The organism is Pseudomonas frederiksbergensis, assembly GCF_001874645.1.
Taxonomy (GTDB): Bacteria; Pseudomonadota; Gammaproteobacteria; order Pseudomonadales; family Pseudomonadaceae; genus Aquipseudomonas; species Aquipseudomonas frederiksbergensis_B.
Genome location: NZ_CP017886.1, coordinates 3,731,614 through 3,752,093 on the forward strand (window position 1 = coordinate 3,731,614; position 20,480 = coordinate 3,752,093).

18 protein-coding genes are annotated in these 20,480 nt (G+C 59.2%); 2 read left to right on the top strand and 16 right to left on the bottom strand.

From position 1 onward, the window contains the following. Positions 1 to 9: 9 nt before the first annotated feature. Genes yacG through pilB form a run of 5 tightly spaced genes read right to left on the bottom strand, consistent with a single transcriptional unit; the run spans position 10 to position 4,623 of the window. Positions 10 to 210, bottom strand: coding sequence for a DNA gyrase inhibitor YacG (yacG, locus tag BLL42_RS17930; RefSeq protein ID WP_071553271.1), 201 nt, complete (start codon positions 208 to 210; stop codon positions 10 to 12). Continuing rightward, a complete protein-coding gene (coaE, locus tag BLL42_RS17935; protein ID WP_071553272.1) occupies positions 207 to 830 on the bottom strand; it encodes a dephospho-CoA kinase in 624 nt (207 codons plus the stop codon). Before coaE ends, yacG begins: the two co-directional genes overlap by 4 nt. Then, entirely contained in the window at positions 827 to 1,699 is an 873-nt protein-coding gene (locus tag BLL42_RS17940) for a prepilin peptidase (RefSeq protein ID WP_071553273.1), read from the bottom strand. The genes coaE and BLL42_RS17940 overlap by 4 nt, the downstream gene beginning before the upstream one ends. Before the next feature lie 2 nt (positions 1,700 to 1,701). Then, a complete protein-coding gene (locus BLL42_RS17945; protein ID WP_071553274.1) occupies positions 1,702 to 2,919 on the bottom strand; it encodes a type II secretion system F family protein in 1,218 nt (405 codons plus the stop codon). Positions 2,920 to 2,922: 3 nt separating this feature from the next. Then, on the bottom strand, positions 2,923 to 4,623 hold the full coding sequence (pilB, locus tag BLL42_RS17950; protein WP_071553275.1) for a type IV-A pilus assembly ATPase PilB: 1,701 nt from the start codon (positions 4,621 to 4,623) through the stop codon (positions 2,923 to 2,925). 225 nt (positions 4,624 to 4,848) lie between these two features. Here pilB and BLL42_RS17955 point away from each other — a divergent pair, with 225 nt between their 5' ends. After that, positions 4,849 to 5,265: a pilin gene (locus BLL42_RS17955; RefSeq protein WP_071553276.1), complete on the top strand. Its 417-nt coding sequence runs from the start codon at positions 4,849 to 4,851 to the stop codon at positions 5,263 to 5,265. Between the two features lie 311 nt (positions 5,266 to 5,576). Then, a complete protein-coding gene (locus BLL42_RS17960; RefSeq protein ID WP_071553277.1) occupies positions 5,577 to 5,933 on the top strand; it encodes a BON domain-containing protein in 357 nt (118 codons plus the stop codon). A 134-nt stretch (positions 5,934 to 6,067) separates the two neighbouring features. Here the strand turns inward: BLL42_RS17960 and BLL42_RS17965 are convergent, their stop codons facing one another. The 11 genes from BLL42_RS17965 to BLL42_RS18015 form a co-directional block, all read right to left on the bottom strand. Next, the gene (locus tag BLL42_RS17965) at positions 6,068 to 6,367 is read right to left on the bottom strand and encodes a DUF2845 domain-containing protein (RefSeq protein WP_071553278.1); all 300 of its coding nucleotides are present in this window, start codon (positions 6,365 to 6,367) and stop codon (positions 6,068 to 6,070) included. A gap of 2 nt (positions 6,368 to 6,369) precedes the next feature. Continuing rightward, on the bottom strand, positions 6,370 to 9,312 hold the full coding sequence (locus tag BLL42_RS17970; protein WP_071553279.1) for a DUF748 domain-containing protein: 2,943 nt from the start codon (positions 9,310 to 9,312) through the stop codon (positions 6,370 to 6,372). 106 nt (positions 9,313 to 9,418) lie between these two features. After that, on the bottom strand, positions 9,419 to 10,435 hold the full coding sequence (locus BLL42_RS17975; protein WP_071553280.1) for a class I SAM-dependent rRNA methyltransferase: 1,017 nt from the start codon (positions 10,433 to 10,435) through the stop codon (positions 9,419 to 9,421). 84 nt (positions 10,436 to 10,519) lie between these two features. Next, positions 10,520 to 11,392: an oxygenase MpaB family protein gene (locus BLL42_RS17980; protein ID WP_071553281.1), complete on the bottom strand. Its 873-nt coding sequence runs from the start codon at positions 11,390 to 11,392 to the stop codon at positions 10,520 to 10,522. A 71-nt stretch (positions 11,393 to 11,463) separates the two neighbouring features. Further along, positions 11,464 to 13,401 carry an acetate--CoA ligase gene (gene acs, locus BLL42_RS17985; protein WP_071553282.1) on the bottom strand — a complete coding sequence of 646 codons (1,938 nt, stop codon included), beginning with the start codon at positions 13,399 to 13,401 and terminating at the stop codon, positions 11,464 to 11,466. Positions 13,402 to 13,621: 220 nt separating this feature from the next. After that, entirely contained in the window at positions 13,622 to 15,286 is a 1,665-nt protein-coding gene (pgi, locus tag BLL42_RS17990) for a glucose-6-phosphate isomerase (RefSeq protein ID WP_071553283.1), read from the bottom strand. A 244-nt stretch (positions 15,287 to 15,530) separates the two neighbouring features. Next, positions 15,531 to 15,911 (bottom strand): aspartate 1-decarboxylase, encoded by a 381-nt coding sequence (gene panD / locus BLL42_RS17995; protein ID WP_003228271.1) that lies wholly within the window; start codon positions 15,909 to 15,911, stop codon positions 15,531 to 15,533. Positions 15,912 to 16,064: 153 nt separating this feature from the next. After that, on the bottom strand, positions 16,065 to 16,925 hold the full coding sequence (panC, locus tag BLL42_RS18000) for a pantoate--beta-alanine ligase (RefSeq protein WP_071553284.1): 861 nt from the start codon (positions 16,923 to 16,925) through the stop codon (positions 16,065 to 16,067). Further along, positions 16,922 to 17,722, bottom strand: a complete 801-nt coding sequence (panB, locus tag BLL42_RS18005; RefSeq protein ID WP_071553285.1) for a 3-methyl-2-oxobutanoate hydroxymethyltransferase — start codon at positions 17,720 to 17,722, stop codon at positions 16,922 to 16,924. The genes panC and panB overlap by 4 nt, the downstream gene beginning before the upstream one ends. Before the next feature lie 361 nt (positions 17,723 to 18,083). Next, positions 18,084 to 18,575: a 2-amino-4-hydroxy-6-hydroxymethyldihydropteridine diphosphokinase gene (gene folK / locus BLL42_RS18010; protein ID WP_071553286.1), complete on the bottom strand. Its 492-nt coding sequence runs from the start codon at positions 18,573 to 18,575 to the stop codon at positions 18,084 to 18,086. Positions 18,576 to 18,579: 4 nt separating this feature from the next. Next, positions 18,580 to 19,983 (bottom strand): polynucleotide adenylyltransferase PcnB, encoded by a 1,404-nt coding sequence (locus tag BLL42_RS18015; protein ID WP_071553287.1) that lies wholly within the window; start codon positions 19,981 to 19,983, stop codon positions 18,580 to 18,582. Between the last annotated feature and the right edge of the window lie 497 nt (positions 19,984 to 20,480).

Sequence of the window (20,480 nt, forward strand, 5' to 3'; positions counted from 1 at the left end):
TGGTCGGAATCAGTGGCGCGGGTCGAAATCTTCGCTGAACAGATCGTCTTCAGCATCCGGGCTGACCGGAATCTTGTGCTCTTCCGAGGCCCAGGCGCCCAGATCGATCAGTTTGCAACGGTCCGAGCAAAACGGTCGGAAAGTGCTGGTCGCGCTCCATTCAACAGGGGCGCCGCAGGTTGGACATTCGACGACAGGGGGTTGGCTCATGACTGGCCTCCACGCAAAGTAAGGTAAAAGTGATGCAGGCGTTCGACTTCGCTGTGCAACCAGGCGAGGTCGCGGTCGTTGACCACCACATCGTCGGCGTGGCTGATGCGGTCCTGACGGCTGGACTGGGCCTTGAGGATCGCCTGAACCTGCTGTTCGCTGGTCTGGTCACGCTGCAAGGTTCGTTCGATCTGTAAGCGTTCTGGTGCATCGATCACCAGCACTCGTTGGGTCATGGCGTACTGCCCGGACTCGATCAACAGCGGCGACACCAGAATCGCATAAGGTGATTGTGCGCGTGCCAGGTGAGTGGCGATTTCCTGAGCGATCAGCGGATGCAGCAATGCTTCGAGCCAGCGGCGTTCTTCGGGCACTTCGAAGATCAGCTTGCGCAGAGTCGCGCGATTCAATTGGCCGTCGGCTTGCAGCACGTCGACACCGAAGTGCTCGGCAATCTGTGCCAGTGCCGGGCGACCGGGTTCGACCACCCAGCGCGCGGCATGATCGGCGTCCACGGCATGCACACCCAGATCGATGAAATGCCGGGCAGCCGCGCTTTTGCCGCTGCCGATGCCACCGGTCAGGCCGAGAATCCAGGGTTTTTCCACAGGGGTATTCATTTGAAACCGACAAACTGCCAATAGAAGCCGGTTATTTGACCACCCCAGAGCAAGGCAATCCAGCCGGCAATTGCCAGATACGGTCCGAAAGGGATCGGCGTCGAGGTTTTGGCCTCTTTCAGACGCAGTAAAATCACCCCCGCCACGGCGCCCACCAGCGATGAAAGCAGGACCGTCAGCGGCAGAATCTGCCAACCGCCCCAGGCACCGAGCAGCGCCAGGAGCTTGAAGTCGCCGTGACCGATGCCTTCCTTGCCGGTCATCAGTTTGAACAGCCAATACACCGAGTACAGCAGCAGATAGCCAGTCACCGCACCCCACATCGCCGCCTGCAAAGGCACGAAAAGCCCGAAGCTGTTGACGATCAGGCCCAGCCATAACAACGGCAACACCAGCACATCAGGCAGCAGTTGGTGGTCGGCGTCGATCAGGCACATTGCCAGCAGCCCCCAACTCAAGACCAGCACCCACGCTGCTGTCCAACCGAAGCCGAAGTGCCAGGCGACAAACGCCGACAGTACGCCGCAGGCCAGTTCGGTCAAGGGGTAGCGGACGCTGATCGGCGCTTTGCAATTTGAGCATCGGCCGCGCAGTGCCAGGTAACTGAGCAGTGGAATGTTTTCCCAGGCGCGGATTCGATGGGCGCACTGCGGGCAGTGTGAATGCGGCAGCATCAGGTTGTAGGTCGGGACCGCTGCTTCGGGCGGTAAACCCAGTACATCCAGGGCTTGTTGCCGCCAGTCGCACTCAAGCATTTTTGGCAGGCGCCAGACCACCACGTTGAGAAAGCTACCGATCACCAGCCCGAGCACTAGCGCGGCGACAACAAACGCCAGTGGATAAGCGGCCATAAATTCACTCAAGGGCATGTTCAAATCGCTGAGCCGAGTTGGAAAATGGGCAGGTACATGGCAACCACCAGCCCGCCGACAATGATGCCGAGCACCACCATGATGAACGGTTCCATCAGGCTGGTCAGGTTGTCGACCATATTGTCGACTTCAGCTTCATAGTGGGTCGCAACCTTGTCGAGCATGTCGTCCAGTGCGCCGGACTCCTCGCCAATGGCGGCCATTTGAATCGCCATGTTGGGGAAAACCCCGCAGGTGCGCATCGCGAAGTTTAACTGCATGCCGGTGGAGACATCTTGTTTGATACGCAACACCGCCCGTTTGAACACGATATTGCCAGTGGCGCCAGCCACCGAATCCAGGGCTTCGACCAAGGGGACGCCAGCGGCGAAGGTGGTCGACAGTGTGCGGGCATAACGGGCCACCGCCGACTTGTAGAGCAGCGCTCCGACGATTGGAAGTTTCAGCAGTTGAGTGTCCAGCCAGTCACGGAAGGGTTGTGAGCGTTTTAGCGCGTGGCGAAAGCCCAGAAACCCGACGATCAGACCGCCCAGCAACAGCCACCACCACGCCTGCATGAACTCGGACAGACCGATCACCATCACGGTGAAGGCCGGGAGTTTTGCACCAAATCCGGAAAATACCGACTGAAACTGTGGGATCACTTTGACCAGCAGAATGCCGGTGACGATGACTGCGACAAAGACCACGGCCAGCGGATAGGTCATGGCTTTTTTGATTTTGGCCTTGAGGTTTTCGCTTTTTTCCTTGTAGGTCGCAACCCGCTCCAGCAGCGTGTCGAGAGCGCCGGCCTGTTCGCCAGCATCGACCAGGTTGCAGTAGAGCTCATCGAAGTACTGCGGCTTTTTACGCAGCGCGGTGGCGAAGCTGTTGCCGGCGGCGACTTCCTGTTTCACCTCGTCCACCAGCTTGCGCATGTTCGGGTTGTCGAAGCCCTCGCCGATGATGTCGAACGACTGCAGCAGTGGCACACTGGCTTTCATCATGGTCGCCATTTGCCGGGTGAAGAGGGCAATGTCCAGCGCCTTGATACGTTTGCCGACACTGAACAGTGAAGTGGTTTTTTTCCGCACCTTGCCCGGGTTGATGCCTTGTTTGCGTAGCTGCGCCTTGATCAAGGCCGGGTTATGACCGCTCAACTCGCCGGTTATTTTGCTGCCTTTCTTGTCGGTGCCTTCCCAGGCGTACACGCTGACCTTGATTGCTTTGATCGCCATGACTCAATCCTTGGTGACCCGGTTGATTTCTTCAAGGCTGGTGATGCCTTGCATGGCCTTGAGCAGGCCCGAGGTGCGCAGGTCGTTGAAGCCGTCCTTGCGCATCTGCGTATCGATTTCCAGAGAATTGCCTTCAGCCATGATCAGCCGTTGCAGCTCCGGAGTATTTTTCACCACTTCATAAATACCGACTCGCCCTTTGTAACCGTTGTTGCAGTGATCGCAACCAGTGGGTTCGTAGATCGTGAAGGAGCCGATGCGTTCGCGCGGGAAGCCTTCCTTGATCAGTGCTTCGTCGGGAATCGCGAGGACTTTTTTGCAGTGGCTGCATAGCTTGCGAGCCAGGCGCTGCGCAATGATCAGGTGTACGGCAGTGGCGATGTTGAACCCCGGGATGCCCATGTTGTGCAGCCGGGTCAGGGTTTCAGCCGCGCTGTTGGTGTGCAGGGTGGAAAGCACCAGGTGCCCGGTTTGCGCAGCCTTGATCGCAATTTCGGCGGTTTCCAGGTCGCGGATTTCGCCGACCATGATCACGTCTGGGTCCTGGCGCAGAAATGAACGCAACGCTTGAGCAAAGTCCAGGCCCTGCTTTGGATTGACGTTGACCTGGTTGATGCCTTCCATGTTGATCTCTACCGGGTCTTCGGCGGTGGAGATATTGATGTCGACGGTATTGAGGATATTCAGCCCGGTGTACAGCGATACGGTTTTCCCCGAACCCGTCGGCCCGGTGACCAGAATCAGTCCCTGAGGCTGCTTGAGCGCCGTCAGGTACAGGTCTTTTTGATCGGGCTCGTAACCCAGCGCGTCGATGCCCATCTGTGCGCTGGCGGGGTCGAGAATCCGGATGACGACTTTTTCGCCCCACAACGTTGGCAGGGTGTTGACCCGAAAATCGATGGATTTGCTTTCCGGCAGGGGCATCTTGAGCCGCCCGTCCTGGGGTTTGCGACGTTCCGAGATGTCCAGGCTAGCCATCACTTTCAGGCGTGCGGCGATGCGATTGGCCAGTTGAATCGGCGGTTTGGCGACTTCGCGCAGTATGCCATCGGTACGTATCCGCACCCGATAGGTTTTTTCGTAGGGTTCGAAATGCAAGTCCGAGGAGCCCCCTTTGATCGCGTTCAGCAACATCTTGTTGACGAAGCGCACCACCGGGGCATCGTCTAAATCCTGGCCGATGACAGCGTTCTGGTGCTGCTCGTCGACGGCGTCGGTGTCCAGACCTTCGAGGTCGACCTCAGCCATGTCTTCCATGCCCGAGCTGTGGGTGTCGAAGAATTTGTCGATGGCGTCGCTGAGCTTGTCGTCTTCGACCAGGATCGCTTCGGTGGTGAGCCCGGTGCTGAACTGGATATCGTTGATCGCCTGGTGATTGCTCGGGTCGGAAATGCCCACGAACAGTTTGTTACCGCGCCGCCAGAGCGGCAAGGCATGGTGCTGGCGAATCAGCTTTTCGCTGACCAGATCCGTGGGCTGGGAGTCTTGGTCGAGACAGTTGAGGTCGAGGAAGGCGACGCCAAAATGCTCAGAGGCGATTTCCGCGACCTGGCGGCTGTTCACCAGTTTGTTTTGTACCAGATAGCTGACCAGGGAAACGCGATTGCGGTGGGCTTGCTGATCCGCTTGTTGCGCGCTTTGGTCAGTGAGCAGTTCGGCCAGCACCAATTGCTTGGCCAGACCGCTGAGGGCGATGTCATTCATGGGGATTCCAGGCGCAGACAGTTCATGACTTATAGCCTAGTCAAGGGACGGCGTGAAACCAGCGGCGTTGAGGTGACAATAAGTGTCAGATAGTGCGGATCAAGGCGATAGGAAAGGGCGCAGCCGTGGTGCCGCGCCCCGTCAGCAGGGTCCGAGCGGCTTGGCATGATCGATGCTGTAGCTGGTTTTGATCATGAGATTCCGACTCATGCATGGAGCCTGTCTATGAATAATCAAAAAGGTTTTACCCTGATCGAGCTGTTGATCGTGGTGGCGATCATCGGGATTCTGGCGACGTTTGCGTTGCCGGCTTATAGCAAATACCAGGCACGGGCCAAGGTCACCGCCGGGGTCGAGGAAGTATCGGCGCTCAAAGTGGCTTACGAAGATATTATGAATACAGGTACTACGAACCCGGTGATCGGCACTGTTTCGCCTGCGGGGGCTACAACCTCGAACTGCACGCTGGGCGTAACGGGTACTGTCGCCAGTGGAGCCGGGACCATTACCTGCACCCTGATTAATGCCCCTTCGATTATACAGGGTAAGGTCATTACGCTGACTCGCATTCAGACTGGCTCTTGGTCTTGTGCGACCACGGCCTTGAAAGACTACGCGCCCACTGGCTGCCCTGGCGTTTGATTGACGAGGGTTGCAGATGAATACCCCGCCCTGGAGGGCGGGGTTTTTTTTGGCTGATGGGCGACCGGATGCTGAGCGGGGAAACTCCCGAAAATTTATGGCCTTAGGCCTGCGATAAAAACCGCAACTTGCATGTAGAGAATCGCCAGGTCATGCATTTTGCATGATTACGGTTTCTTGTATTTTTAATAACTTTTTGATTTATAAGTGATTATTTGGCGAATTGAAATTGGCACAGCCTCTGCAATATCTCTCGTAACCCTGCTGAGAAGGCATGCAGCAGACTTTTTGGAAGAACAGGAGTGACTCGTATGAAGAAGTTCGCTATCGCTGCCGCCACTGCAACCGCTCTGACCCTGACCATGGCCAACGCTGCATTTGCGCAGACCACTCAAACCACACAGTCGCCGATGGTGGTAGCTGCCGGTGAAATGACCAAGGCCGAGGACGCTACTTCCGATACCTGGATCACCACTAAAGTGAAAAGCGATCTGGTCACCGAGAAAGGTATTCCTGGCACCGACATCAAAGTCGAAACCAACAAGGGCGTAGTCTCGCTGTCGTCGACTGTAGCCCTTACCAAGACTCAAAAGGACACAGCAGTGACCATCACCAAGAAAATCAAAGGCGTCAAAGCCGTTTCGGCTGATGGCCTGATGACCCAGTAAGACTCAAGGCTTCTCGCCTGAACCGGGAGTCGCAAAAGATCGTCCGAACGCGGCCCGAGCCTTCGGCAGCTCCTACGCCGAACTCATGATCAGTAGGAGCTGCCGCAGGCTGCGATCCTTTCCAATCAGTTGTGTCAGTTGCCGCGTTTGCTGGTGATCTGAACCAGGCGGTTGCCTTCAAAGCGCAGGTATTGGTACATGCCGCTGTTCGGGCCGTAGGTCCACTCTTCAACCGGGACTTCTTCCCGGCGATTGGCGCTGCGTTTGTAGCCCAATGCATCACGCGCAACCGGCTCACCACATTTTTGCAGTACTTCACCGGCGCGATCGCCGACGCTGATCAACTGACTGCCGCAGCGCAAGGTATCGGTCTGGGCCTGTACCTGGCTGGCGAAGAACGCCAGTGCCAGGCTGATCAGCAATCGGTTATTCATGCTTACTCCGCGTCCAGGTGCAGGGGCGTGACGACCCGACCATCGCTTTCGGCCTCACCCAGGTTAGCGTCGATGAAATACACACGGTCATCGGCCAGTTGGGCTTTGTCGACCAGGTAGTCCTTGATGCTGCTGGCGCGGTCCTGACCCAGTTTGCGCAGCAGCACGTTGTCTGAAGCCCAGAACTTGATCACGCTTTCGCGCAGTTTGGCGGTGCGCTCGGCTTTGCCCAGCGGCGTCCATTCGGCCGGTGGCTGGGTTTTCAGGCGCGTGCGGTAGATGGCTTCGAGCAACGCGCCTTTTTCACTGTCTGGAACTTCCAGCAACGAGGCTTGCGCAGGGACTTTGTCGCCGCGACGCTGGAGCATTTTGTAGTAGTTGTACTGGTACTCACGTTCCAGTCGCTGTTCGGCAATCAAGGCACCATCGCTCTTTTCGGCGGCGGTGCCTTCGATTTCCAGGCGCAGGGCAGGACGTGCCTTGAGCGCTTTGGCCAGGGTATCGAGCGCCGACTCGGCGTTCTTGCTCAGCTCACTTGAACCGGGTGCGAACGACACGCTACCCAGATCCTCGGCCCCACTGCCGTTGATCAGCCCGCCAATGAACTTGAAGGGCGCCTCGGCCGCGCGCACGATCAGGTTGCGCAGGGTTTGCCAGATGATCGGCATCACGCTGAACTGCGGGTTGTTCAGGTCACCGGTAATCGGCAACTCGATGGAGATTTTGCCATCGGAGTCCTTGAGCAGCGCAATGGCCAGTTTTAGCGGCAAACTCACGGCGTCCGGGCTGTCGACTTTTTCGCCCAATTGCAGTTGTTCAACGACCACTTTGTTTTCGGCTTTCAACTGGCCCATGGTGATTTGGTAGTGCAGGTCGAGATTGAGTCGGCCCTTGCGGATCCGGTAACCGGCAAACTTGCCGGAGTAGGGCGTCAGGGTGGTCAGTTCGACCCGTTTGAAACTGGTGGCGATATCCAGCGCAGCCATCGGGTTGAACGGGGTGACGCTGCCCTTGATGGTCACCGGAGCGTAGCGATCGACCTTGCCCTTGATGTCAACGGCGGCGGGTTTGATCTGGCGGCTGTCGATGGTGCCGATCTGGCCGTTGAGCTGTTGAATGGCGGTGGCGAAGTTCGGGGTCAGGCTGAAGTCGGCGAAGTTCGCCGAGCCGTCGTTGATGGCAATCGCGCCGATGTGGATGCCCAGCGGTTTGTCTTTGCTTGCGGCAGGTTTTGCGGCGGCGGTTTTGCTGCCGCTGTCGGCCGGTTGCGGAATCAGCAGGTCATTGATGTTGGTGGTGTGGTCATCGTTGATCATGAAGCGCACATACGGCTGTTGCAGGTTGATCTTGTCGATCGACAGGCTATCGCCGTGTTGGTAGTTCAGGCCTTCGACCACCACTTGCTGCCACTTGAGAAAGTCGCGGGTTTTCAGGGTGTCAAGGGTGTGCAATTGATCGACCTGGGCCCTGCCCGTGACGCTGAATGCCAGTGGCTCGGTGCTTTTCAGGTCAACCGCCAGATCGCTCCCGAGCATCCCGGAACGCAGCTCCAGACGAATGAACGGGTTGATATAGGCCTGTGCGACACGCAGGTCGATGTCTTTGGTCTGGACCTTGAGTTTGGCACTGATCGGAGCCAGGTTGACTTCGCCATCGACGAGAATCTTGCCCTGCTTGCCCAGGCCGGTATCGACTTTGAGGGTGAACGGCGAGCCATTGAGGCTATCGAAATTCTTCACGTCGACGTTCAGCGGGCCGAGCTCCAGTGCCACTGCCGGTTGCGCCTGACGGTCGGCCAGGTGCACTTGATAGTTGCGCAACTCGACATCCTTGAGCAGTACTTGCCAGGGTTTGCTCGGCGCAGCGGGGTCGGGTTTTGGTTGCGGCGAGTCTGCGGCAGCCGGGGCCTTGGTGGACTCGGGTTTTGTGGCGGGTTTGGCCGGTTGGCTGGCGAAGAGTTTCTGCCAGTCGAGTTGGCCATCGGCTTCGCGGGCGGCCCAGGTTTCGAGTTTCTGGCTGCGTATCTTGCCGACGATCACTTGTTGCTTGGCCAGATCGACCGTGGTTTCGCTGACGTCCAGACGTTCGAGGCGCACCAGTGGCCGGCCATCCGGGGCCTTGATGGCGAACGGTGCAACGCTCACCGAGGCATTGTTCAGCAGCAGTTCGGTTCCCTTGTCCAGGTTAAGCTTGTAATCGGTGCTTAGATTCAGGGTTCCGTCTTCGAGCACCAGCGGTAACGCGTCATGCACGTAAGGCCACCAGGACTTCATCTGGCCATCGGTGACTTTCAGTGTGCCTTCGGAGCTGAAGGGCGCCAGGCTGATGTGGCCGGTCCAGTCGATTCGCCCACCCGCAGGGCCGGCCGCGACCAGGGTCATGGCGGCGTTGTCGTCGGGCAGAGTACTGAGATTGTTCAGCTCCAGATCGAGCTTGTCGTACAGGAATTCGATCGGTTCGCTCGGGCGCAGATCCTGGAAGTGCACATAACCACCGGCCAGGTTGATGTGGTCGATGCGCAGCGGGAAGGGTTTGGCATTCGGGTCAGCGGGTGTCGGTTCGCTGGCCGGCAACTTGAACAGTTGCGTAAGGTTCAGGCTGCCGTCCTTGTTGAACAGGATCTCGGTTTTCGGCTTGTCCAGCTGCACATCGACCAGGTGCAGTGCGCGGGTCCAGAGGCTATCGATTTGCAGGTTGGCGTACAGGCGCTCGAAGGCGATCTGTTCCTTGCCCGGCTCGCCGATGTTCAGGCCCCACACGGTCAGTTCAAGACTGAAAGGATTGAATTCGATTCGTTGAATGTGCGCCGGCACCGTCGCGAAGTTGGCCAATTGTTGATTGGCAACCCGCAAGGCGATGCCCGGTAAAATCAGAAACCCCAACACGCTGTAAAGGGCGACGGCAATCAACAAGGCGCCGATGGCGCGATTCAATCCTTTGGGCATGTTCGGCTTCAACTATCAGAATCGGGAGTGCGTTGGAGTATGGCACGCGATTCTGGTTCCGAAGTAATGACCTTGATCAGGATTGTTCAGATTTTTCTGTGCGATCTCAGAGTTGCAGGATCAGGGTTTTCAGCGGCGGCTGCTGATCCATCGACGGGAAGTCGCTGCCAGGTGTCAGCACTTTCCAGTCACGCACCGGACGCCCGGCTTTTTCTGCGCAGCGCAGCACCTGCTCACGCCAGTCGTCCATGCTGACTTTTGCCAGGTTGTTGCAGCAGATCAGCACGCCATTCTCGGCGGTGGTCAACAGCGCCGGTTTGAGCAGGCTCTGATAGTCGCGCAGCAGATCGACGGTGCCGAATGCGCTCTTGGCCCAGGCTGGCGGATCGAGCAGGACCAGGTCGTATTGACACTGTTCCAGGCGCGGATAACTGGGCAGTTTCTGCCCGCGGCGCTGACTGATCGGCAGGCCGGCGAGTTGGCGGATGGCCGGGAAGTAATCGGATTGCACGAACTGCATGGTGGGCAGTTGCGGGTTGAGCAGACCGTTCTCACGGCCGACGGCCAGGTTGCCCTCGGCGAAATCCAGATTGCACACCTCGCGTGCCCCGCCGGCCGCCGCGCCAAGGCCGACGCCGCAGGTGTAGGCGAACAGGTTCAGTACGCTTTTGCCGGCACTGTGGTCCTTGACCCAGCCGCGGGCGTTGCGCAGGTCGAGAAACAGCAGAGGATCCTGCCCGGCGTGGCGGCCACGGACCCGGTAGTTCAGGCCCCATTCGTGGCCGACCATGTCTGCCAGCGCGGCCTCTTCTGCGCGGTAAACCGTGTCTTCGCGATCAATGCGCGAGTTACCCCGCGAGCGGTCGTTGTAGACCAGCAGGGTGTCCAGGTTGAGATGCTGGTCGACGGTCGCGTGCAACGCGAGCAAGTCATCGCGTTCCAGCGACTGGTGAAAGCTTTGGACCAGCAGTTGCGGGCCGTAACGGTCGATGGTCAGGCCGCCGGCCCCTTCCTGGCTGCCATGGAACAGCCGATAGCAGTCGGTACCTTGCGAGTGCAGCTCGGCGAGCAAGTCTTGGCGATGCTCGAGGGCGGCGCGCAGCGCCTGATTCAAGGAAGACATGGACGCGCCTTGCTGGGGAATTTGGCGCGAGAGTTTAACAGCTTGGCGCCAAACCGAGGTGCTCCCTTCGCGGGCAAGCTTTTGTCAGCTCGGCAGGCCCATCCGCCGTTTGGCCCGCTGTATCGAACCATTGCGCACCGCCCAGCGCAGCATCGGTGCACTACGATTGACGCTGGCGCGAATCAGTTTGCGTTGCAACGGGTTCTGGCTGACACCCAGCATGTCGCTGGCCCAGTCGGGCAGCAGGTCGATGCCCGCTTGCATCATCAGACCGCCGAAGGGTCTGGCCAGGCGACTGGGTGACGGAGCATTCAGTAGCAACCGCAGCACTTCGCGGCTGCGTTCATCGCACAGCAGTTGTGGGCGAATTCGCTCAAGGTATTCGCTGATTTCCCGCCGTGAGCGCGGCACATCGCGGGCGCCCAGTCGCTCGGCGACCAAGGCAATTTCGCTGTAGTAGCGGTCCTGATCGGCAGGCGAAAGATTCGGGTTGCGGTAGCGCAAATGGGCGGCGAGGAAGTTGCTGACTTCGGCCACATGCACCCAGGTTAGCAGGTCCGGATCGCTGGCGGCGTAAGGGCGGCCATCGGGTGCGGTGCCGACCACTTGCAGGTGAATGGTGCGTACTTTCTCGATCAGCCAGTCAGCGTCCTGGCGCGAGCCGAAGGTGGTACCAGAGATGAATTGCCCGGTGCGGCGCAGTCTACCGAGCATGTCTTCACGGAAGTTCGAATGGTCCCAGACCCCGGCCAGTGCCAGCGGGTGCAGGGCTTGCAGCATCAGGGCGCTGATACCGCCGATGAGCATGCTGCTGAAGTCGCCGTGCACTTGCCAGCTCACCGAGTCGGGGCCGAAAAGCCCGGGATCGCCCTTGGGGTTTTCCAGGTCGAGCTTGCCCAGCGAAAGGCCGGACAGGCTCATGATCTGGGTTTCGATACGGCTACGGATGAATTCCATGACAACTCGGTGGCTACGGCATTAAAAAAGTGCGCGGCCAGCGGCCGCGCCTGGGTGATCAGATCATTGGCTCATGGGTTCAAACGCTTGTCGATCAGCCCGGCGACCACGCCGGGATCGGCCAGGGTCGAGGTGTCGCCGAGACTGTCGAGCTCATTGCAGGCAATCTTGCGCAGGATGCGTCGCATGATCTTGCCCGAACGGGTTTTCGGCAAGGCCGGCGCCCATTGAATCAGATCGGGTTTGGCGAAACTGCCGATTTCCTTGCTGACGTGGGCCAGCAGCTCTTTCTTCAACGCGTCGCCAGGCTCGATGCCGTTCATTGGGGTGACGAAGGCGTAGATGCCCTGACCCTTGAGGTCGTGGGGGTAACCGACCACTGCGGCCTCGGCGATGCTGTCATGCAGCACCAGCGCGCTTTCGACTTCGGCGGTGCCGATGCGGTGTCCAGAGACGTTGATCACATCATCGATGCGCCCGGTGATCCAGTAATCACCCTCTTCATCGCGTCGCGCGCCGTCACCGGTGAAGTAGTAGCCGGGATAAGGTTTGAAATAAGTATCGACCATGCGTTGAGGGTCGCCGTAAATACTGCGGATTTGCCCTGGCCAGCTTGATTTTATGGCGAGCACGCCGCTGCCGGTGCCGCTTATTTCCTTGCCTTGCTCGTCGAGCAACACCGGTTGTACGCCGAACATCGGCTGGGTCGCGCAGCCGGGTTTGATCCGTTGTGCGCTAACCAGCGGGCTGAGCATGATGCCGCCGGTTTCGGTCTGCCACCAGGTGTCGACGATCGGGCAGCGCTGCTCGCCGACCGCGTTGAAATACCAGTCCCAAGCTTCGGGGTTGATCGGCTCACCCACGCTGCCCAACAGTCGCAGACTGCTGCGCGAGCTGTCTTTCAAGGGTTCCAGGCCTTCGCGCATCAAGGCCCGCAGGGCGGTCGGTGCGGTGTAGAAGATGTTCACCTGATGCTTGTCGATGACCTGCCAGAACCGCGAACTGTTCGGGTAGCTCGGCACGCCTTCGAAGATCAGTGTGGTCGCGCCGTTGGCCAGCGGTCCGTAGACGATGTAGCTGTGACCGGTGACCCAGCCGACGTCGGCGGTGCACCAGAACACTTCGCCGTCGCGGTAATCGAACACGTACTTGAAGGTCATCGCCGCTTGCAGCAGATAGCCGCCGGTGGTGTGCAGCACGCCTTTGGGTTTACCGGTGCTGCCGGAGGTGTAAAGGATGAATAGCGGGTCTTCGGCGTCCATTGGTTCTGGCGGGCAGTCGTCGCTGACGTCGCGCAGTGCCTGGTGATACCAGAGGTCGCGGCCCTCGACCCAATTGACCTCGCCTTGAGTGTGTTCGACCACTACGACGGTGCTGACGGCGGGGCAACTTTGCAGGGCTTTGTCGACATTCTGCTTGAGCGGTACATATTTACCGCCGCGTACCCCTTCATCGGCGGTAATCACGGTGCGGCAGTCCGCGTCGAGGATCCGGTCGCGCAGGGAATCGGGGGAAAACCCGCCAAAGACCACCGAGTGCACGGCGCCAATGCGTGCGCAGGCGAGCATCGCGTAGGCGGCTTCAGGGATCATTGGCATGTAGATGCACACCCGGTCGCCTTTTTTCACGCCACGGTTTTTCAGCACGTTGGCCAGGCGGCAGACGCAGTGATGAAGTTTCTGGTAGGTGATGTGCAGCGAGTCGGCCGGGTCGTCGCCTTCCCAGATGATCGCCGTCTGCTCGCTGCGCTGGGCGAGGTGACGGTCGATGCAGTTGTAGCTGACGTTGAGCTGACCACCGGCAAACCACTGTGCGGTGCCAGTTTTGATATCCGAGTGTTGAACGTTTTTCCAGGGTGTCGACCAGTCGAGAAAGCGCTTGGCCTGTTCGGCCCAGAAGAGCTCGGGTTGCTCGATGGATTGGCGATACAGGCGCTGGTAGTCGTCCTGACTCAGTTGTGCAGCCCGGCGGACGGCATCGGCTTTGGGGAACGTGCTGATATCGAACATGACGGTTCCTTATTCTTGTATTGCAACAAGAGGGGAGCTACGCGACCCTCGTAGGAGCTGCCGAAGGCTGCGATCATTTGATTTTCAACGTCAAAAGATCGCAGCCTTCGGCAGCTCCTACAGTGGTCGGGCACGCCACCGATTTTGCGGTAAACCCGGTGCCGTAGGAACTGTCGAATGCTGCAAGCTGCAGGGGCGGGAAAACCGCCCCCTCAGCGTATCACCCGCGGTGACGACCACGGAAGTAGTTGATCAGGCCTTGGGTCGAAGCGTCTTCGGCCGGGGTTTCTTCGCTGCCGACCAAGCGGCTGTAGACGCCTTTGCCCAGCTCTTTGCCCAGCTCCACGCCCCATTGGTCGAAGGCATTGATGCCCCAGATCACGCTCTGCACGAAAACCTTGTGTTCGTACATCGCGACCAGCGCGCCCAGGCGACGCGGGCTGATGCGTTCGACCACCAGGGTGTTGCTCGGACGGTTGCCCGGGATCACCTTGTGCGGCGCAAGTTTTTGCACCTGGTCTTCGGGCATGCCTTTTTCACGCAGCTCGACTTCCGCTTCGGTGCGGGTCTTGCCGAGCATCAGCGCCTGGCTTTGCGACAGGCAGTTGGCGTACAGCCACTGGTGGTGGTCGGCGACCGGGTTGAAGCTGACGATCGGCACAATGAAGTCTGCCGGAATCAGCTGGGTGCCTTGGTGCAGCAACTGGTGATAGGCGTGCTGACCATTGCAACCGACGCCGCCCCAGATGACCGGGCCAGTATCGGTGGACACTGATGTTCCGTCCTGGCGCACGCTTTTGCCGTTGGACTCCATGTCCAGTTGCTGCAAGTGCTTGGTGATGTTGCGCAGGTAGTGGTCGTACGGCAGGATCGCGTGGCTTTGCGCGCCCCAGAAGTTGCCATACCAGACACCCAGCAATGCCAGCAGCACTGGCATGTTCTGTTCGAACGGTGCGCTCTGGAAGTGCTGGTCCATGGTATAGGCGCCGGACAGCAGTTCCTTGAAGTTCGACATGCCGATGGCCAGGGCAATCGGCAAACCGATGGCCGACCATAGCGAGTAACGCCCGCCCACCCAGTCCCACATCGGGAAGATGTTCTCTTCGCGAATACCGAAGGCCACGGCCGCTGCGTTGTTGCTCGAAACGGCGATGAAGTGGCGATACAGTTCGGCTTCGGAGCCGCCCTGAGCAAGGTACCAGGCGCGTGCTGCCTGGGCGTTTTTCAGGGTTTCGAGGGTGTTGAAGGATTTCGAGGAAACGATGAACAGTGTGGTTTCGGCACGAATCTTTGCCGACAATTCATGGAACTCGCTGCCGTCGATATTCGCCAGGTAATGGCAGCGCACGCCTTTCTGGGCGTAGGACAGCAGCGCTTCGGAAACCAGTTCAGGGCCGAGGAACGAACCACCGATGCCGATGTTCACCACGTCAGTGATCGGCTTCTCGGTGTAACCACGCCACAGGCCGTCGTGAATGCGCCCGACCAGCTCGGTGATCTGGTTCAGCACTTTGTGCACGTCAGGCATGACGTTGACGCCATTGACCGACAGCTTGTCGCCCACCGGGCGGCGCAGGGCAGTATGCAGCGCCGGGCGGCCTTCAGAGGCATTGACGATTTCGCCGTTGAACAACGCCTTGATCGCGTCCTGCAAGCCGACTTCGTTCGCCAGGCCCACCAGCAGATTGCGGGTTTCGGTGTTGATCAGGTTTTTCGAGTAATCAAGAAACAGCCCGCAGCTGCTCAGTGTGAACTGGGTAAAGCGCTGCGGGTCGGCATTGAACGCTTCGCGCATGCTGAAATCCTGCATGGCTTGGCGGTGATCATTCAGCGCCTGCCAGGCTGGCAGAGCGGTAACGTCATGAGGAGTGCGGTAGTACGCCATCGCTGCGGGTTTCCTTTTTACTTGGACTGCCTTTAGGACACTGAAAAACCCGGAATGTCCTGTTTGATGACAGACACCCTCCGGTCGAACTGCGAGTAAACGATTAAATAGCGCAGGGCGATTACAGTAAACCTCGCGGTGTGATCTGTCTTGGCTTTGTCTGACCTGTGGCCGGTACTATTTTGTACCGGCACAGAGGTAGCCAGGCAGGCGGGTTTTCAGTGCACAGAGTACGGGGGAGGGCTCAGGCAACCTGAACCGGGATGGCATTGCTGGTGTGGCTCAGCTCGTTGCCGGGGGCCATGTAGAGCATGCGCGGTTTGAAATTGAGCAGCTCGGCTTCGCTGTAATGAGCGTAAGCGCAGATGATCACTCGATCACCGACCTTGGCCTTGTGCGCGGCGGCACCGTTGACCGAGATCATGCGCGAGCCTTCTTCGCCACGGATGGCGTAAGTGGTAAAGCGTTCGCCGTTGTCGACGTTGTAGATCTGGATCTGTTCGTACTCACGGATTCCAGACAGGTCCAGCCATTCGCCGTCGATGGCGCAAGAGCCTTCATAGTCGAGCACTGCGTGGGTAACTTCGGCGCGATGCAGCTTGGCCTTGAGCATGATGGCGTGCATGAATGTTTCCTTGGGCTGATCCGAACCGCGGCAGTTTGCCCGAAGCCTTTGAGGCCGGCAATACGACGTGAGAAACCGACTGCAATCTACAAAAACAACACTGGTCCACTGTGGAGGCGGGCCCGGCCCGCTTCCACATTTGTCTTGTGGCGTTTATGCGGGGGCGTCGAGATTCAGGTGCAGGTTGTCGATCAACCGGGTCGTGCCCAGGAAAGCGGCCACCAGGATCACCAGGTCACGGTCATCCGCGGTTGCTGGGCGCAGGGTCAGCGCATGGCGAATGTCCAGATAGTCAGGACGCAAACCGGCGGCTTTGAGCTGCTCGATCTGCCGCGCCAGGAGTGCCGGGAAATCCCGTTCGCCCTGTTTGATGGCCTCGGCGATTTCGCTCAGCGTGCGATACACCACTGGCGCGACAGTCCGCTGTTCTTCGTTGAGGAAACCATTGCGCGAGGACAGTGCCAGACCGTCGGCGGCTCTCACGGTGGGCTCGCCAATGATCTGGATTGGCATGTTCAGGTCATGCACCAGTGCACGAATCACCGCCAGTTGCTGGAAGTCTTTCTGGCCGAAAATCGCCAGGTCCGGCTGGACCATGTTGAACAACTTGCTGACCACCGTCGCCACACCTTCGAAATGCCCGGGGCGGCTGGCGCCACACAGGCCTTCAGAAAGCTGCGGAACGCTGACGCGGGTCTGGCCCGCCATGCCGTCCGGGTACATTTCCTCGACTGTTGGCGCGAACAGAAGGTGGCAACCGGCTTGCAGCAGTTTCTCCTGGTCGGCGGCCAGGGTTCGCGGATATTTGTCGAGGTCTTCGCCTGCGCCAAATTGCAGCGGGTTGACGAAAATACTAGCGACCACAAAATCCACCCGTTGGGCAGCCTTGGTAACCAGCGCTACGTGGCCGCTGTGCAGGTTGCCCATGGTTGGCACGAAGCCGATACGTTTGCCTTCGCCGCGGGCGCGGGCTACAGCGGCACGCAGTTCTCGTACGGTCTTGACAGTGTTCATGCAGAGAATCCGTGTTCGGCGCCCGGGAAGGTCGCGGCTTTGACTTCGCTGACGTAAGCGCTCAGGGCGGCGTGAATGCTGTCTTGGCCGGCCATGAAGTTCTTCACGAACTTCGGTGCGCGGCCGGTGAGGGACAGGCCGAGCATGTCGTGCAGGACCAGCACCTGACCGTCGGTGGCATTGCCGGCACCGATGCCGATCACCGGAATCTTCACCGCTTGGGTGATTTCGTGGGCCAGTTCGCTCGGTACGCATTCGAGCAGCAGCATCGCCGCGCCGGCCTGCTCCAGGGCAATCGCGTCGGCGCGCATCTGCCGGGCCTGGTTTTCATTGCGGCCCTGAACTTTATAGCCGCCCAGAATGTTCACTGACTGCGGTGTCAGCCCCATGTGCGCACACACCGGGATACCGCGTTCGGCCAGCAGACGAATCGAGTCGGCCAGCCACAGCGCGCCTTCGACCTTGACCATGTGTGCACCGGCCTGCATCAATTGGGCACTGTTGGTCATCGTTTGCTCGATGGTGGCGTAAGCCATGAACGGCAGGTCAGCGAGGATCAAGGCGTCGGTGTTGCCACGCTTGACCGCTGCGACGTGGTAAGCCATTTCGGCGGTGGTCACCGGCAGGGTGCTGTCGTGTCCTTGCAGCACCATGCCAAGGGAGTCGCCCACCAGTAACACTTCAACGCCCGCCTCATTGCAAGCGTGGGCGAAGGTGGCGTCGTAGCAGGTCAGCATGGTGATTTTTTCACCCTTTTGCTTGAGGCTCTGCAATGTGGTCAAGGTGATAGCTGGCATGAAAAAAATCCTCATTCAGGCGCTTGGAAAACTACTGCGAGTAACGCGCGTGATTCTTCATTTACTCAGGCGCACGGTCTTGTGTCGTGCTTGAAAAGCCTGGATTGCGCCCTGTAGTGCCGGGTTGGCGGCAGCGGGACGCCTATAGTCGTGAGGAGAACTCGGGAAGTCAATTGGATGTGTTACCGCAATGTTACGCCGTTGGTGTTACCGGCGTTACTGATGCGATTCAGCAGGATTCCTGCAACCGGCGGCGTGGCCGGCATCACCAAGATCGCAGCCTTCGGCAGCGCCTACAAATGCACGGCTCGAACTCGTGCCACGTAGGCGCTGCCGAAGGCTGCGATCTTTTAGCGTCAATTCAGATTGTCGGTGCGGGGAGGCGTTCCAGCCCGACGAACGGACAAGCAGCGAGCAGCTCGCGCAGGGGACGGCCGTCCGCCAGTTGCAGGTCAGCTGGCGCCAGTTCGGCCAATGGGTAGAGCACAAAGGCTCGGGCCTGCATGTGGTAATGGGGGACTTTGAGGCGGGGCTCGTCGATCAGTCGATCGCCGAACAGCAGGATATCCAGATCCAGCGTGCGCGGACCCCAGCGTTCATGGCGCTCGCGACCCTGGTCGATTTCGATGGCTTGCAGCGCATCCAGCAGCTCAAGCGGCGCAAGCGTGCTGTCGAGCGCGGCCACCGCGTTGGTATAACGCGGCTGGCCCGGCAGCAAGGAGTCGCTTTGATAGAAGGACGAAACCCCCGCCAGAGCTGTTTGGGGTAACTGCGCGAGTGCTTCGACGGCGCTGCGCAATTGTTCCGCGGGGGCAGCGAGGTTGCTGCCCATGCCAATGTAAATACGTTCCATCGATTTACTCGCCTGACGCACTCGGTGTGCCAGCGGCGCGTTTGCGCTTGGCGCCGCCGCTGCGGCGACGTTTACGCGGCGCACCGCTGGCACCGTCGTCCTTGCCGCTGAGGTCGCGGATCATGTCGCGGCGTTCGCTTTCGTTGGCGTCCTGATAGTCCGTCCACCACTCACCCAGGCCATTGGTCTGTTCGCCAGCGCTTTCGCGCAGTAGCAGGAAGTCGTAACCGGCACGGAATCGCGGATTGTCCAGCAACAGGTCGGCACGTTTGCCGCTGCGGCGCGGCAGACGTTCCTGCATGTCCCAGATCTCGCGAATCGGCAGGGTGAAGCGTTTTGGAATCGCGATCCGCTGGCATTGCTCGCTGATCAGTTCGTGAGCTGCTTCCTGCATGGCCGGAATCGGCGGCATGCCACGATCCTGCAACCGCAGTACGCGGGCCGGCAACGCTGGCCAAAGGAGGGCGGCGAACAGGAATGCTGGCGTCACCGGCTTGTTCTGCTTGATCCGCAGGTCGGTGTTGATCAGCGCTTCGCTGATCAGGGTGTGGGTGTAAGTCGGATTGTGTTCCAGTGCTTCGGCGCTGGCCGGGAACAGCGGGTCGAACAATTGCAGGTCGACCAGCATCTCAAAGGTGTCCGCGGCATGACCCGAAAGGAACAGCTTCAACACTTCTTCGAACAAGCGCGCCGACGGGATCTCGCGCAGCATCGGTGCCAAGTTGCGGATTGGCGCGGCACTGTGTTTCTCGATGCCGAAGTCCAGCTTGGCGGCGAAACGCACCGCACGGAGCATCCGCACCGGGTCTTCCTGGTAACGCTGGGTCGGGTCGCCGATCAGGCGGATCAGGTGATTGCGGATGTCGTGTACGCCGTTGGCGTAGTCGAGAATGCGCTCGCTGACCGGATCGTAATACAGGGCGTTGATGGTGAAGTCACGGCGTTGCGCGTCTTCCTCCAAAGTGCCGTAAACGTTGTCGCGCAGAATGCGCCCGCTTTCGTTGCGCGAGGACTGGTTGCTGTCCTCTTCGTCGTCGTTTTGCGGGTGATTGGCGCGGAAAGTCGCGACTTCAATGATTTCGCGGCCAAAATGGATGTGCACCAGTTTGAAGCGGCGACCGATGATCCGCGCATTGCGAAACTCGGCGCGAACCTGTTCCGGCGTGGCGCTGGTGGCAACGTCGAAATCCTTGGGTGTGATGTTGAGCAGCATGTCGCGCACACAGCCACCGACCAGGTAAGCCTGGTAGCCGGCGTTCTGCAGACGTTCGACGATGTTCACCGCATAACGGCTAAACTGAGCCCGTTGCAGCGAGTGTTGGCCGCTGTTGAGCACTTCAGGCGTGCTGCGAATGTGTTGCGTACGACGCAAGGGGGAACGGAATGACTGGAACAGCTTCTTCAGCATGGGATGCACTGTTTGAAGGAATGTTCGGCCAAAACGAAGAATGACCGCATGATGGGCGGGGATTCTAGCATTTAGTCGGGGGATGGTGTAGGAAGCTGCGCTGATCTCCGTAGCAGCTGTCGAGCTATGCGAGGCAGTTGCTACAGGCCGCCTTGGGCTAAACGCTAGAAACCACAAGGGGAGCCGAAGCTCCCCAAGAAGTAGTTGCATGCTCTATTTTTATTTTTGGTTTCGGGCTTCTTGTTTTTGTGTAACGCCCTTGTCATGAAAGTTTCCTTCATGACCCTCCCAATCGGGAGCCAAGAGCAAACGGATTGCTTTGGTCGCTGTGTTGCAATGATCCAGTGATCCAACCAGTTCAGGCTCTGCCTTAGGGCAGTTTTTGTTGTTCTCGGCCTGGTTGCGGGGCAAGCCCCAAATACAACGCCTCTCCAAAAGAATCAGTTAGCTACGCCTCTCGCCGTCTTGTTTTTATTGTGCGTGAGTCGATTCGTCTT

What these genes read in the sequence shown, in the direction of transcription:
- yacG (WP_071553271.1), bottom strand. Translation starts at nt 210, where the DNA reads ATGAGCCAACCCCCTGTCGTCGAATGTCCAACCTGCGGCGCCCCTGTT.
- coaE (WP_071553272.1), bottom strand. Translation starts at nt 830, where the DNA reads ATGAATACCCCTGTGGAAAAACCCTGGATTCTCGGCCTGACCGGTGGC.
- BLL42_RS17940 (WP_071553273.1), bottom strand. Translation starts at nt 1,699, where the DNA reads ATGCCCTTGAGTGAATTTATGGCCGCTTATCCACTGGCGTTTGTTGTC.
- BLL42_RS17945 (WP_071553274.1), bottom strand. Translation starts at nt 2,919, where the DNA reads ATGGCGATCAAAGCAATCAAGGTCAGCGTGTACGCCTGGGAAGGCACC.
- pilB (WP_071553275.1), bottom strand. Translation starts at nt 4,623, where the DNA reads ATGAATGACATCGCCCTCAGCGGTCTGGCCAAGCAATTGGTGCTGGCC.
- BLL42_RS17955 (WP_071553276.1), top strand. Translation starts at nt 4,849, where the DNA reads ATGAATAATCAAAAAGGTTTTACCCTGATCGAGCTGTTGATCGTGGTG.
- BLL42_RS17960 (WP_071553277.1), top strand. Translation starts at nt 5,577, where the DNA reads ATGAAGAAGTTCGCTATCGCTGCCGCCACTGCAACCGCTCTGACCCTG.
- BLL42_RS17965 (WP_071553278.1), bottom strand. Translation starts at nt 6,367, where the DNA reads ATGAATAACCGATTGCTGATCAGCCTGGCACTGGCGTTCTTCGCCAGC.
- BLL42_RS17970 (WP_071553279.1), bottom strand. Translation starts at nt 9,312, where the DNA reads ATGCCCAAAGGATTGAATCGCGCCATCGGCGCCTTGTTGATTGCCGTC.
- BLL42_RS17975 (WP_071553280.1), bottom strand. Translation starts at nt 10,435, where the DNA reads ATGTCTTCCTTGAATCAGGCGCTGCGCGCCGCCCTCGAGCATCGCCAA.
- BLL42_RS17980 (WP_071553281.1), bottom strand. Translation starts at nt 11,392, where the DNA reads ATGGAATTCATCCGTAGCCGTATCGAAACCCAGATCATGAGCCTGTCC.
- acs (WP_071553282.1), bottom strand. Translation starts at nt 13,401, where the DNA reads ATGTTCGATATCAGCACGTTCCCCAAAGCCGATGCCGTCCGCCGGGCT.
- pgi (WP_071553283.1), bottom strand. Translation starts at nt 15,286, where the DNA reads ATGGCGTACTACCGCACTCCTCATGACGTTACCGCTCTGCCAGCCTGG.
- panD (WP_003228271.1), bottom strand. Translation starts at nt 15,911, where the DNA reads ATGCACGCCATCATGCTCAAGGCCAAGCTGCATCGCGCCGAAGTTACC.
- panC (WP_071553284.1), bottom strand. Translation starts at nt 16,925, where the DNA reads ATGAACACTGTCAAGACCGTACGAGAACTGCGTGCCGCTGTAGCCCGC.
- panB (WP_071553285.1), bottom strand. Translation starts at nt 17,722, where the DNA reads ATGCCAGCTATCACCTTGACCACATTGCAGAGCCTCAAGCAAAAGGGT.
- folK (WP_071553286.1), bottom strand. Translation starts at nt 18,575, where the DNA reads ATGGAACGTATTTACATTGGCATGGGCAGCAACCTCGCTGCCCCCGCG.
- BLL42_RS18015 (WP_071553287.1), bottom strand. Translation starts at nt 19,983, where the DNA reads ATGCTGAAGAAGCTGTTCCAGTCATTCCGTTCCCCCTTGCGTCGTACG.